Origin of the sequence: Xanthomonas sp. NCPPB 3583 (assembly GCF_041475715.2) — a bacterium.
GTDB lineage: Bacteria > Pseudomonadota > Gammaproteobacteria > Xanthomonadales > Xanthomonadaceae > Xanthomonas > Xanthomonas euvesicatoria.
The window spans coordinates 462220-474507 of sequence record NZ_CM191263.1 but is presented as its reverse complement, the minus strand read 5'-3'; the positions used below and the strand labels follow the sequence as shown (position 1 = coordinate 474507).

The following is a 12288-nucleotide window of genomic DNA, read 5'->3' as shown; positions in this document are numbered from 1 at the left end:
GTTGCACCTTGTTGGTTTCGCGATCTTGGTGCTAGGAAATGCTGCCATCTGCTCTCCAAGCCACACCACGCGTCCTGGGCGATCGCTCGAACGCTCTAACCCGTCATTGCGCCATCGATCCGCGCGGGCACCGACGTCCATCAACCAACGCATGTCGCCGTGCTGGCGGCACACGCGCGCACGTCTTCGCCCCTGCAAGGACGGCCGCGGCAGCAAACATATTTGGCCAGCACAGACGAATTGATTGTTCGGATGTGGAATGATCGTTTCGCCAAGCGCGCGTCAAGATTCTGTGGATTCATGCGAACTTCAAGCTCGCCGACGACGATGACACATACCGCGCAAGGTGGCCGTGGATAGCAGGGACGCCTGGGCGCATCGATTGCGAGCGAAGAAGTCACGCTCTGGTTGCACGGGCAGCTGAGCGCAGCATATGCACCTTGCCGGGTCGGCGTGCCGCACGTCACGCATGATTGTCCGGTCCACGCGTCTGGCTGCCGATCGCGATCCCCACGCTGCAATCAAGGCCCTCGCCGCCATGCCCTTCTTGATGAGGTACCCATCGTCCGGCGCTATCGATCAATCGCCCCGCAAGCCTGGGCGAGAGCATGCCGATATCCCCCCAACGCGAGGACAAGCCGTGACGAAGATCTCTTCAGCCAGTACCTCCCAGCAACCGCAAGCCACAAGCGGCGATATTGTGATCGAGATACCGGCACAACGACGCGACGATACATCGACGCCCAGGATCGATTCTCCCCTTTCCGCCCTGCCGCCCAGACCCTCGGGACGACGCAATAGCACAGGAAGCGACAGCGGATATGAAACGGCCAACGACGCAGACCTGTCCCCCTATGGAAGTCCGCAGCCGCATGCTCCGCTGCGTGGGGAAGAGAGCAGCAGCGAGCAGTTCTACGACGCTGAAGACTCCTTGGAACCATCGGCTCTGCCATCACTTCCACAGGAACACGCTGCACAACATGGCTCCCAAGCGCATGCATCCACCTCTGCGACAGGCACTGCGCGCTTGGGCGCACTGGCGGCGTCGGTCCGCGCAGGTGCAACACATGGAGTCACCACCCTCCTTGGACCCGCCGCGACAGCGGTCGCAGCTGCGGCGCGCGGTGTCATACCGATCAGCTTCGACAAACAATACCTGGGGGCTGCGCTGGGACATCTCGTGCACCAGACCACTTCCGTGGGACCGACCACGTTCGTGCGCGAGTTGATCGGCGAAGCGCTGTTTGCCGCGTTTCGCCAGCTCCCACCCGAAGCGGTCGTTGCCATGCAGGCGGTGTCGGGCACGCTGCATCTGGCCCTGCATACGCTGCGGCGCACCCGCGAAAACCGCAATCCGGATGCCGCCGCCCGAGGTTTTCACAACCTGAATCTTGAACAGTGGGAAGCGCTGTCCGAAGACGAACGTCACCACAAGAGGAGCGAGCAGCAACATTACTCGGATCTGGTCACCCGGCTCGCGCTGACCGGCATCTTGAGCAATATCGCCATCGGCGCTGCGGGCAAGGCTTCTGGCCGACCGGAGATGGCGGCCAGGCTGCTGGCCAGTGAGCTCAAGGTCGCCCCTTATGCTGCGGCCCGCGACGCCATCCAGGCGACATTCCGCATGGTGGGAATGCGGTCACCGACCAACGGTGGCGTCAGCGATCCCCACGTCACCAGTGCAGGCAGGTTCTACGGCATGGCCAACGTCCTGACCAACCTGGCGTCGAACGAGCTGGAGGCACCAGACTTTGCATCGGCCAGGCAGCGCTGGGCAGGACTGATGTCGCCCTTCAATATGGGAGAGGCGACCAGGGTCGTCTTTCAGCAAGCAGCGGTGAACGCGGCCTTGAATGTCGGTCTGGAGACAGCCGACTGGCTCAATGTCACCCAACACGAAGCCGACGAAGCCGGGACGCAGCAGATCTGGGAACCAACCTGGAAGGCCAAGCGCGAGGATTATGAGCGGGTCATGGATCATTCTGTCGCGCGCACGGCCGCCATCAACTCCAACATCGCATTCGGTACAGCAGTCAACATGATTGGCACCTGGCTCGGTTTGTCGCCAGCACGCAGCGCATTGCTCTCCAATACGTTGGCGGGCATGGCTGCCGGCATGCAGTACAAGGTCATCGCCGGCACCTGGCAGGCTGCAGCGGCAGTGCGCGAAGCCGAGGCCGCTCGCACGCGAACTGAGTCAGCGTGACCGCGCCTGGCGACGGCTATCGCGCAGCCATCGGCGAGTGCAGCACCTGGTGGTCGCACACGCACTGCCGGTTCACCGGCAGTGCGTGTGCAACAGCTGTGTGGTGGCTCCATGCGCAGCCTCCAGCACGTCCTAACAAACCGACCGGCGGTGGCGGACAGCAGGGATTGATCGAAAGCTAGGCTGCGTATGCCAGTTCTCAGCTCAGGTCGCGGCTAGCTGGTCTCTGCACCACAGGCCTCCAGCCGCGCGACGCACCTTGTCGACCCATGATGACGGATGCTGCTTTGGCGATCGCCATTTCAGTCACCGTATGCGCGACAGCATGGTCACCGCGCTATTTTCTGCAGATAGTTCCGCCGCGGCGCGCCGCCGCTTTGTACGGTCCTACGCCATCACCCCAGGGAATCCCCGCGCACATCGGGCTGCGCCTACGTCCTCCTGCAGTGGCACACCCGCTATTCATCAATCACACCGCGCCTCAGCAGAATCGAATGAATGGCATGCGCATATTTATCGCGCTCGCCCGGCGTTTCGGAATGGTAGGCGCCTACTGCAGCCCAGGTATTTCCATATTTATTGGTCATCTCGCGCAACCTCCAAGCTGCCACATACACGCTGACGCACGGCTGCATCAACGCGTCCTTGGAGATTCCATAGCCGGATAACCGCCGCAGGTGGATGGAGTTGATCTGCATCTTTCCGTAATCCACCGTACCGTTGTTGTTGCGATGGATCGCGTCGGCGCGACCGCGCGATTCCTGCCAGGCAATGGCCCGCAGCACCCAAGGGTTGACGTGCTGATAGCCGGCTGCTTCCTCGAAGCAGTCCGCGCGCGCGAAGGGCGCCGCACATACCAGCGCTGCTACAAAAAAAATGCGCTGCGACCCCGCTACTACCCGACGGCAGCTTCCGGACCACTGCGCGCGCACGCGTCGTTTTGGCGAAGACACAGCGCAGGGCTTTAGGTGCCGCCGATGATATTTGTCTTCGACATGCTGGTAGGTGAGCATGAAATGGCTCATTTACGGTTACCTCGATCGACTGAATACAGTTCTTCAACTGGGCAGAGCGCTGATGCAAATATGCGTGCAGCGCTTGGCGGCAGAAACATAACTGCACCTGTACACCGTTGAGTCAGCACCGACGAAGCACTTAACAGCCAAGCGAAATGAACCTCTGGCACTGAACTCATCAGCACCTTCATGTCGATCCATCATCATTTTCCTCTTGAGTTCTGTTCGCAAGTAAAAGCGAAATTTCGCAGAAGTCAGGTTGGTGGCGCGCCATCATCTTATTGTTCGAGTGCGGCAGCAGACATGCTCCGCCCTAGCCACTAATAGGCTCTGACATTCATCTAATTCAATACCCTTAATAACCAGAGAGGTATTCTTATGTCGAATCCTTTTGTGACCACAAGTTTCAACCCCAACGCGCCTCATATGATCGTCGCTGACCCAAGCCAGAACACACAAGCTGGCCCTAATCAGGGCAACCAGGGTGTGTCGGAACAGCAGCTGGACCAACTGCTGACCCAGCTCATCATGGCCCTGCTTCAGCAGAGCAACAATGCTGAGGAGGGTCAGGGTCAGGGTCAGGGTGGTACGAGTGGAAGTGGCCAGGGCGGGAATCCGCAGCAGGCCGGGCAGTCCAACGGCTCCCCGTCGCCATACACCCAGATGCTCATGAATATCGTCGGAGACATTCTGCAGGCGCAGAATGGTGGTGGCTTTGGCGGCGGGTTCGGCGGTGGCTTTGGTGGCGGCCTCGGCACCAGCCTGGCCAGCGACACCGGATCGATGCAGTAAAAAACTGCTGGTCGCCCCTACCGGCCACGGCCTGCAGGTTGCCGCTTCATGCGTCAGCCTGCAGGTGCCTTCGTTGCTGTCACCGCAAACATTCGCTACCCACTTCAGGCGCGCTTGTCAGCTTTCGCGCCGCAGGTGCCTGACATACAGCCATCGGCATGCGAGCCGAGCCGTTCCGGCTTCAACGCCGACGAAATGTCCGGATTTTTATTCCGGCACACGCCTTCTCAAGTGAGTCTTCACTACGGGCGTGACGTTGATCGCATGTTCAATCGCACACCATCGCGCCACTGTCGCTCCACTAGAGCCTGCCGTGCCCACGTACCGGCCATGCACACTGCTGCCGGCCCAGCACTTCTTGACACGATTGCGCGCAACCGCCGCCCGCTGAAGGCTTGGATGCCGCTCCGCCCTCTTAGCGTCTACCGCAGATACCGAGCTGACTGCCAGGAACTCGTCTTTCGCACGCGACAAGCCTGCCATGTGATGGCCAGTTCAGGCTCCGGCAACGCATAAGAAACAGCATGTGCGAGTGACACATGCTGATTCCGGGCACCGCCCGATGATCATCCAGGCGGTGGCTCCAGGCGCTCCGGGTCAATACGCATACGCGCCAATTGCATGGCCGGTTTGATGCTTTCCCAAACAATCCCGGCAGTATTGGGCCAATGGCATGCGCCGAATGTCAGGCGATCGCAGCAAGCCCCTCATCGCCTAGCGATGGCGTTCGCGAACCATCAGGGCGAAACCACATGCGGGGTCAGCAGAAACAGCCGTTGCATGCGGGTCCCGCTTTTTTGGCGGTGCTTGAACAGATTACCGACCAATGGAATCTTCGACAGGCCCGGTACCGCATTCAGATCGGTCTCGTCGGCATCGTAGGCGTATCCTGCAATCAGCAGGCTTTGGCCTTCATTGACGAATGCCTGGGTCGTGATCTCGCTGGAGGTAATGACCGGAATGCCGTCCACGGTGTTGGATCCGAGCTGGCCATCCTCGATACGCACATCCAGACGCATCTGACCGTTTGGCGAGCCCGGCACCACGCTGGGCAGGACCCGCAACGACACCCCGGCGGAGAGGTTATAAAGATCGGCCGATGCGTATCCGCTGACCCGGACGAATGCCTGTTGCTTGTGGTCCATGACCGCTTCGACGTTGTCCAGCGTCGCAACCTGGGGCGAAGACACGATCTTGGCCTTGTTGGTCGTCTCCAACGCCGACACGCGCGTCATCAGGTAGCGTCCGGCGTCTCCCAGCACGGCCGTCAAGGTGCCCCCAGCCGGCGTGGTCGCGCCATCGGTGGCAGCGCCGCTCAATGCGCCGTTGAAGCCCAACTGACTGCCACTGCCGTTGCCGGTCTGTATGTCCGTGTGCTGGCTGTGGAAGCGCCAGTCGACACCGAGATCCTGCATGGCGCCATCGCGGACCTCGATGATGGTGGCATCGATCTGCAGCAACTTGGGCCGGTTGTCCAGCTGTTGGATCAGGGTGCCATAGCTCTGCATCCGCTCCGGTCGATCGCGGATCAGGATGGCGTTGGTACGCGGATCGGCTTCGATCACCGGCGCATCAGAGGCCAGCTCTGCGCCACCACCGACGTCGATCGGAGTGGACTCGTCGCGCCGTGCCTTGCTGAGCTCCGGCCATACGCTGGCCGGCGACCCCGCAGCCGCAGCAGCTCCGCTGCCGGGCAACGGCGGGCTGACCGGCACGCGATCGGACGACGATGCGCCCCCGAACCAGGACGAAGGCAGCCCGAGGATGCCGCTGGCTCCGCCACCTTGACCCTGTGCGGCATTGCCGAATGTGTTGGAGGACCCACCGCCGATGGGCTGTACCCGGCCAAAGTTGGCGCCAGGCCCGGGTATCGCCGCGACCGGCGCGCCGCGTGCGCCGTACATGCTGCGCAGCAGGCTGGCCATGCCGGGAATCTGCACATCCTGGCCGCCGATGCGCGTGGTGTGGTCGGCCGCTTGCGCATAATGCAGCTGGAACACCTGCACTTCGGTGGCATCGCGCTGACGCGCGCCCTGCTCGACCTGCTTGGCAATCGCCGAAACGGTATCCACATACCCTGGCGGCCCGGAGACCACCGCCACATGCGCGGCCTCGTCGTAACGCACCGGGAAGCGCGGATCGTCCAGGCGCATGCGTGCAAGTGCGTCGCGCAGTGACTTCGTCGATGCAGTCCCCAGGCTCAAGGTCGCGCTCTTGGATTCGTTCGCACCCCAGATCCTGAGCACGGCACCGTCGTAGTACCAGACAAAGCCGTAGGTGGCCGCCAGATCGTCGAGGAATTTCTGCGGGGAGGTTTCGAATTTGCCGCTCAGGGTGCCGGTCACCTCTGGCGAGATCCAGGTGGCGATGGACTGGCTGGCGGACAAATCACGCAGCACTTCTTTGAGATCCTTGTTGTCGGCGACGTATTTGAACGTGCGCGAGTGCCACGGGACCTGGGCGGCGTCGGCATGTGGCGACAACAGCGGCAGCAGGCTGAGCATCAGTACGGCGGCCAATGGAGCACGTCGGCGGTGGGCGGTGGTACAGGCAGGAGCCATGGCGTTCCCTCTGCTAGGCAAGTGAAAAAGTCGATAGCGACCAGTGTAGGAAGTGCAAAGCCGGGAATGTCTCAATAAAGATCAGTGCGTCGCGCCTCCCTTGCCAGCCAGGTTGGCGGCATCGTGCAATTGCTGCTGGAAATGCAGGAAACCAAGTGCTTCGCCGAATTGCGCGATGAAGACGCTGGTCAGCAAGGCGAGCAGCAACAACGCCAGCACCCCACGGATTGGCTGACTCAAGTTCGACGGTTCGAGTTTGTCGGCCGCTCGCGCCACCAGGCCGATCGCAAGATCCACCAGCACAAGCACCAGCATCACCGGTGCGGACAGTTTGACGACGGCGGCCATCATGCTGTCGGATTGCTGGATCACGAACGATTCGGCAACCGCCCCCATGTTCGGCCCAAGCTGGGTCAGCGGCCACCAGCGAAACGATTCGAACAGCGCGCCGAGCAACATCAGCATGCCACCCAATGCGTAGAACGACACGATGGCCAGTTGCAGCAGCACCGTGGACACCGGCGTGCTCTGCTGGCCACTGAGCGGGTTGGTCATCTGCACGTTGTTGTAACCGGCAAGGTCGTCGATCAGCAGGCCAACGCTCTCGGCGATCCAGAACACCGTCGATGCGGCAAACCCGATCAGCAGGCCGACGAACGCCTCCTTCAACGCCACCCCGACCAGGCCCGCCGCCTGGATCTTCGCCAGCGCATCGGCCGGCTGCCCATAGGCGATGAACGAGCTCAGGACGTAGATGACGCCATTGCGCGCGATTCCAGGAAGACTGTCCTGCGCTGTTGCCGGTAGCACGATGAACATCACGAACACGCGCACCCCGCACAGTGCCAGCAGGGTCAACAGCGACACGCCCTGCGAGGAAATGGCCAGCAAGGCATCGGTGGCGTCGTTCATCGGGCGCCCCCATGTGCGGCGCGGTGCGAACGCAGCGCGACCAGTGCCTCGATCGCGTCCTCTTCCTCCGCTGCGTCGCGTTGCGCCTGTCGGGCGCGGCGCGCACTGGCGGCCTTGTCTGCGTATACCTGCGCCTGTGCCTGCAGCTTGCTCAGTGCCTGCTGCACGGACGCGAGCTCATCGCGGGCGCTCTGCAATGACTGATCCGCCGCTGCCTGCGCCTGCTCGGCAGCACGACAGGCCTCCAGCAGCACGGTGCGGAAGCGTTCGTGCTGCAGGATCGTGTCGATATCGATCGAACCCCCCACGCCGGTTTTGTCCATCAGTGCGGCATCGCAGTTGGCCAAGCGTGTGGTGCAGGCCTCTGCCTCCTGTCTGCACCTGGCAAGTTCGCGGTCGCAGTGTTCCAACGCACGCCTGCAGTCACTCAGGCGTTCCTGCATGCGCTCGCAGCGGCGTGCCTTGAGCTGGTGCAGCACCGACCAGGTGTGGGCAGGCTCACGCATCGTCGGTCACGCTGGCCAGCAGGTCCAGCGTACTTTCGTAGGCACTGAGCTGGTCGGTCGGTTGGCTGAGAAAGTCGCGAATCGCATCGATCCTGTCGATCGCTTCGTCGGCAACGGCATCGCTTCCCTGACGGTATTCGCCCACCTGCACCAGGGTTTCCACCTCGTTGTACTTGGCGAGCAGGCGCCGCAACCGGCCGGCGGCCTGGGAGTGGTCGGACGGGACGATCTGGCTCATCACCCGGCTCAGGCTGGCCAGCACGTCGATTGCCGGGTACTGGTTCTTGGCCGCGATCTCGCGAGAGAGAATCAGGTGCCCATCGAGGATGCCGCGCACTTCTTCGGCGATCGGATCGCTGCCGGTATCGTCCTCGGCCAGCACGGTGTAGAACGCTGTGATCGACCCGCTCTCGCCCATGCCCGCGCGTTCGAGCAGGCGCGGCAACTCGGCAAACACCGATGGCGGAAAGCCGCGGCGCGTGGGCGGCTCGCCGGCCGCCAGACCGATCTCGCGTTGCGCGCGGGCAAAGCGCGTCAGCGAGTCCATCATCAGCAGCACGCGCAGGCCCCGATCCCTGAAATACTCGGCGATGGCGGTGCCGACGTAGGCGGCCTTCGCGCGCTCGATCGATGAGCGATCGGAGGTTGCGCAGACCACGACGCTGCGTGCCAGACCGTCGGCACCGAGAATCAGCTCGATGAACTCCCGCACCTCGCGCCCGCGCTCGCCGATCAGCACGATCACGTTGACATCGCACTGCGTCCCGCGCGCGAACATTCCCATCAAGGTGCTCTTGCCGACGCCTGCTGCGGCGAAGATGCCCATGCGCTGGCCTTCGCCCAGCGTCATCAGGCCATCCACGATCCGCACGCCGGTCGGCATGGGGTGTTCGATCAGCCGCCGACGCATCGGGTCCGGTGCCTGCGCCTGGATCGGCACCCAGGTGTCGCAGGCGATGGCGCCTTGCCCGTCCGATGGCTCGCCCAGGCCGTCGAGCACGCGCCCCAGCAAGGCCGGTCCCACAGGCACCGCCAACGGGCGCCCCAATCCGATCACGCGCGTCTCGCGCGACAGCCCGATCAGCTCCCCGAACGGCGCCAGCAACGCCAGATCGCGACTGAAGCCCACCACTTCGGCCCGCTGCAACAAGCTGCCATCGCGTTGGCGCAACTCGCACACCTCGCCCAGGCTGACCTGCACGCCGGCCACCTTGAGCATGGTGCCGACGACTTCGACCACCTTGCCGTAACGGCGACCGACCGCGAGCGTGGCCAGTTCGCGTTCGAGCGTTGTCTCCAGCAGGGGCGTCTCAGCCAGCATCCGCCGGCTCCTGGGGTGCGGCCAACACGCGGCGAATGACGCGCCGCAGACTGCGCAGCTGATCGCGCAGATCGGTCTCGAACACGCCCGTATCCCATTCGCACACGCAGGCGCCCACGGCCAGGTCGGCATCGCCGCATAGCTCGACCTGCAGGGTCCAGCCCGCCTCGGTGGCGGCCGCATCGAAGGCGCGCCGCGCAGCGTCCACCGCGTCGGGGTGCACGCTCACCCGCAGGGCTTTGGCCTCGTCCAGGGCACCTTCCAAGGCCTGCGCCGCACGCGCGTACAGCGCCGCAGGATCGTGTCCGAGGATGATGTGCTCGCAGGTGCGCGCCACAATCTCGGCCAGACGCTCGCGTGACCGCTGCGCGGCCGCTTCGGCGGCAAAGGCATGGCGCAGGCCCGATTCGTTCCACTCATCGAGCTGACGTCGCAGGCCGGCTGCATATCCCAGGCGTGCGCTGCGCTCGGCCTTCTGGCGCGCATCGTGCAGGATCGCCTCGGCCTGCTGCTGGGCCTCGTCGACCAGCGTCTGTGCACGTGTCTGCGCCTGGCTCAGGGCCTGTTCGCAGCGTGCGTGCACCTCGGCAGTGGCAGCGTCCAGCGCCAACACCGAGGCCAGCGCCTCGCGCGGAATGACATCGCAATCCAGACCGATCGCATCGGGCGTTGACCTCAACCACAGACGCATGACGCCTCCGGTATCAGGGTGGGAAGCGCGGTCAGGAAGGCATCGCTCGCACCGTCTGCTGCGACGGTGGCCACCTGCGCGGCGCCCAACGGCAAGGACAGCGCCAGCAGCTTGGCAACAACCGGGTTGGACCAGACGCCATCGGCCTGCATCCGACGCCAACCGTCGCCGACCCACGCCGCCTGATCGGCATCGCGTGGCAACAGGGGCACGGGGAGGCCGGCCGACGCGTTCTGGCGCACATGCTCAAGCACGGCCGGCCCCACACACTGTTCGAGCCAGTCCAGACGTTCGCGCTCGATACAACGACGCACCGCCAACCCGCGCGAGAACAACGCCCGCGCGATCAGGACCTTGGCCAATCGCGCGGGCATCAGCAGGGCAAGTTGGTTCGCATGCAGGCCGAGTGCAGACGGCGACAATTCCGACCATCCAGACCACGCCTGGATTACCCGCATACGACGGTGGACGGGCGCCGCTGCCCAGCCCGACGCTGCCACCGGGCCAAGCCAATGCGCCACCCGTGCGGCGTCCAAGGACTCTGCCAGTTGCGCCAACGCGTCCGTCCAGCGCTGAACACAGCGTGCCGCATTGTCGATCCGCGTGTCGTCCATCCCGCGCTCACCCGGCTTTGCCTTTCGTCAACTCGCGCAGGCGCTGCCAGCCGCCCCACCGGCCCGCCTGTGGGTTTGGCCACCAGTACAGCGCCGCCGCGCCCGCCAGGCACAACGCCAACGCACACCCGGCCAGCCACGGCCATGGCGAAGGTCTCGGCGGTGCCGATGCGGTGAACTGCGCATCGCTCTCCGCTCCGCCCGGCACCAGCGTGACGCTGACGTTTTCGTAGGTGAGTCCCTCCACGCTGTGCATGACCAACGTCTTGATGTTGGGCACCAGGCTGGTCAGATCGCTACCGACGCGGAACTTGATGAACACCGCAGCGCTGGACGGTTTTACCGAGGTGGACAGCGGGTCGTTGTTGGGCAGCACGATTTCCACATCGGCCGAGATCACCCCATCGATATTCGACAAGGTCTGCGATAGCTGCTGCGACACGCCATAGATGAAACGTACGCGCTCTTCGGTGGGTGTCGAGATCAGCCCGTCCTTCTTGAACATCTCGCCGAGATTGGCGTGCCGCTCATGCGGCAAACCATGCGCGCGCAGCACCTCCAGCGAATAGGACACCTGATCGTGCGGTGCGTTCACCGCCCAGGTCTTGCCGTCGTCTGGCGTGACCTTGGACGCATCCACGCCCGCATGCAGCAACACCTCGAGCATGTCGTTGGCATCATTTTCGGTGAGCCCGGAGTACAGCTGCTGACTGCACGCAGACAGCAGCAGCGCCACCAGCAGCACCACCAGGCATCTCGGCGCGCGCATGCTACTGGTTCTTCACCAGCGTCTGCACGGCGTTCTTTCCCGATTGCGCCACGCCCACGCTGACATTGAGGTTGAAGCCGACCATGGTCAGCTCGTGCATCAACTTGATCTGCTGCGCTGCCATTTCCTGCAGCCCCATGGTCGGTGCCTGCATGCTGAAGGCATCGATATGCTCGGCGATGGTACGCACGCCATCGTTCTGCACATCGACCACCCGGCTCATCATGCTCGGGTTGCCTACGCGCTGCATGGCGGGCGGCAAGGGGCTGGAGGATTGCATCAGCGCTTGAAAGCGATTCACCAGCGCTTGGTTGGGCGTCGCTACCGGCGACAGCGCTTGGGTCGCGGCAGCACTGGTGCCGGCAATCGCTTGGACAGGAGGAATGAGCGTCATCGCATACTCCTATGGGGTCGGGACTGGCGTCACTCAGGCGCGCAGGTACTGCGAATTCGGAACTTCCATCGGTGCTGAAGATTCGACCGGTACTTCCGCCGGCGCGGACGTTGGGGTGCTTCGCCCGGACAGCGCCTTGACCAGGGCCACCGCATCGGCATCGGCGTCTTCTTCGATCAGCCCGTCTGCAACGCCATGCCACGACGGGTCCCCCATCGCGAACAGGCAGCAGGCGTACAAGGCCCTGCACAGCGGCTTGGAGCCGGCGTCGCTCTCCAGTTCGCGCAACAGGCGCGCACCTTCGACGTAATTGCCGCGCTTGATCGAAATCCATGCATCGAAGGTGTCCAGCGCCTTCAGCTCCGGCCGCAGGACGCGGACTGCGGCCAGCACAGCGGCAGCGTCCTGAATCTTTTCATGGGTGAGTCCGACCGTGATCAGTTCGATGAGCCCACTCACGACCGACCCGGGACATTGAATCTTCTCCACACTGCACCTCGTTTTTA

General features: G+C 63.5%; 12 protein-coding genes. 2 read left to right on the top strand and 10 right to left on the bottom strand.

Features of this window, described 5'->3' with window-relative positions:
• Nucleotides 1-640 precede the first annotated feature (640 nt).
• Entirely contained in the window at nucleotides 641-2206 is a 1566-nt protein-coding gene (locus ACCQ07_RS02110) for a hypothetical protein (protein WP_372363732.1), read from the top strand.
• A gap of 458 nt (nucleotides 2207-2664) precedes the next feature.
• Here ACCQ07_RS02110 and ACCQ07_RS02105 read toward each other — a convergent pair whose 3' ends face one another.
• Nucleotides 2665-3231 (bottom strand): lytic transglycosylase domain-containing protein, encoded by a 567-nt coding sequence (locus ACCQ07_RS02105; protein WP_057682288.1) that lies wholly within the window; start codon nucleotides 3229-3231, stop codon nucleotides 2665-2667.
• Nucleotides 3232-3648: 417 nt separating this feature from the next.
• Between ACCQ07_RS02105 and xopA the strand changes: the two genes are divergently transcribed.
• Nucleotides 3649-4014 (top strand): XopA/Hpa1 family type III secretion system protein, encoded by a 366-nt coding sequence (gene xopA / locus ACCQ07_RS02100; protein ID WP_218556846.1) that lies wholly within the window; start codon nucleotides 3649-3651, stop codon nucleotides 4012-4014.
• A 737-nt stretch (nucleotides 4015-4751) separates the two neighbouring features.
• On the opposite strand, the gene sctC is transcribed toward xopA, so the two are convergent.
• The 9 genes from sctC to ACCQ07_RS02055 form a co-directional block, all read right to left on the bottom strand.
• Nucleotides 4752-6575, bottom strand: a complete 1824-nt coding sequence (gene sctC, locus ACCQ07_RS02095; protein ID WP_029818426.1) for a type III secretion system outer membrane ring subunit SctC — start codon at nucleotides 6573-6575, stop codon at nucleotides 4752-4754.
• Between the two features lie 81 nt (nucleotides 6576-6656).
• Complete coding sequence (gene sctT, locus ACCQ07_RS02090; protein WP_029818425.1) at nucleotides 6657-7487, bottom strand: type III secretion system export apparatus subunit SctT; 831 nt, start codon at nucleotides 7485-7487, stop codon at nucleotides 6657-6659.
• The gene (locus ACCQ07_RS02085) at nucleotides 7484-7993 is read right to left on the bottom strand and encodes a type III secretion protein HrpB7 (RefSeq protein ID WP_057682065.1); all 510 of its coding nucleotides are present in this window, start codon (nucleotides 7991-7993) and stop codon (nucleotides 7484-7486) included. The genes sctT and ACCQ07_RS02085 overlap by 4 nt, the downstream gene beginning before the upstream one ends.
• Nucleotides 7986-9314, bottom strand: coding sequence for a type III secretion system ATPase SctN (gene sctN, locus ACCQ07_RS02080; RefSeq protein WP_057682066.1), 1329 nt, complete (start codon nucleotides 9312-9314; stop codon nucleotides 7986-7988). Before sctN ends, ACCQ07_RS02085 begins: the two co-directional genes overlap by 8 nt.
• The gene (gene sctL, locus ACCQ07_RS02075) at nucleotides 9304-10005 is read right to left on the bottom strand and encodes a type III secretion system stator protein SctL (RefSeq protein ID WP_031420807.1); all 702 of its coding nucleotides are present in this window, start codon (nucleotides 10003-10005) and stop codon (nucleotides 9304-9306) included. The genes sctN and sctL overlap by 11 nt, the downstream gene beginning before the upstream one ends.
• Nucleotides 9990-10619 carry a type III secretion protein HrpB4 gene (locus tag ACCQ07_RS02070; protein ID WP_031420806.1) on the bottom strand — a complete coding sequence of 210 codons (630 nt, stop codon included), beginning with the start codon at nucleotides 10617-10619 and terminating at the stop codon, nucleotides 9990-9992. Before ACCQ07_RS02070 ends, sctL begins: the two co-directional genes overlap by 16 nt.
• A 7-nt stretch (nucleotides 10620-10626) precedes the next feature.
• Nucleotides 10627-11388, bottom strand: a complete 762-nt coding sequence (gene sctJ, locus ACCQ07_RS02065; protein WP_031420805.1) for a type III secretion system inner membrane ring lipoprotein SctJ — start codon at nucleotides 11386-11388, stop codon at nucleotides 10627-10629.
• A gap of 1 nt (nucleotide 11389) precedes the next feature.
• The gene (locus ACCQ07_RS02060) at nucleotides 11390-11782 is read right to left on the bottom strand and encodes a type III secretion protein HrpB2 (RefSeq protein ID WP_008575450.1); all 393 of its coding nucleotides are present in this window, start codon (nucleotides 11780-11782) and stop codon (nucleotides 11390-11392) included.
• Nucleotides 11783-11815: 33 nt separating this feature from the next.
• Nucleotides 11816-12271 carry an HrpB1 family type III secretion system apparatus protein gene (locus tag ACCQ07_RS02055; RefSeq protein WP_014089140.1) on the bottom strand — a complete coding sequence of 152 codons (456 nt, stop codon included), beginning with the start codon at nucleotides 12269-12271 and terminating at the stop codon, nucleotides 11816-11818.
• Nucleotides 12272-12288: the final 17 nt, after the last annotated feature.

What these genes read in the sequence shown, in the direction of transcription:
- ACCQ07_RS02105 (WP_057682288.1), bottom strand. Translation starts at nt 3,231, where the DNA reads ATGAGCCATTTCATGCTCACCTACCAGCATGTCGAAGACAAATATCAT.
- xopA (WP_218556846.1), top strand. Translation starts at nt 3,649, where the DNA reads ATGATCGTCGCTGACCCAAGCCAGAACACACAAGCTGGCCCTAATCAG.
- sctC (WP_029818426.1), bottom strand. Translation starts at nt 6,575, where the DNA reads ATGGCTCCTGCCTGTACCACCGCCCACCGCCGACGTGCTCCATTGGCC.
- sctT (WP_029818425.1), bottom strand. Translation starts at nt 7,487, where the DNA reads ATGAACGACGCCACCGATGCCTTGCTGGCCATTTCCTCGCAGGGCGTG.
- ACCQ07_RS02085 (WP_057682065.1), bottom strand. Translation starts at nt 7,993, where the DNA reads ATGCGTGAGCCTGCCCACACCTGGTCGGTGCTGCACCAGCTCAAGGCA.
- sctN (WP_057682066.1), bottom strand. Translation starts at nt 9,314, where the DNA reads ATGCTGGCTGAGACGCCCCTGCTGGAGACAACGCTCGAACGCGAACTG.
- sctL (WP_031420807.1), bottom strand. Translation starts at nt 10,005, where the DNA reads ATGCGTCTGTGGTTGAGGTCAACGCCCGATGCGATCGGTCTGGATTGC.
- ACCQ07_RS02070 (WP_031420806.1), bottom strand. Translation starts at nt 10,619, where the DNA reads ATGGACGACACGCGGATCGACAATGCGGCACGCTGTGTTCAGCGCTGG.
- sctJ (WP_031420805.1), bottom strand. Translation starts at nt 11,388, where the DNA reads ATGCGCGCGCCGAGATGCCTGGTGGTGCTGCTGGTGGCGCTGCTGCTG.
- ACCQ07_RS02060 (WP_008575450.1), bottom strand. Translation starts at nt 11,782, where the DNA reads ATGACGCTCATTCCTCCTGTCCAAGCGATTGCCGGCACCAGTGCTGCC.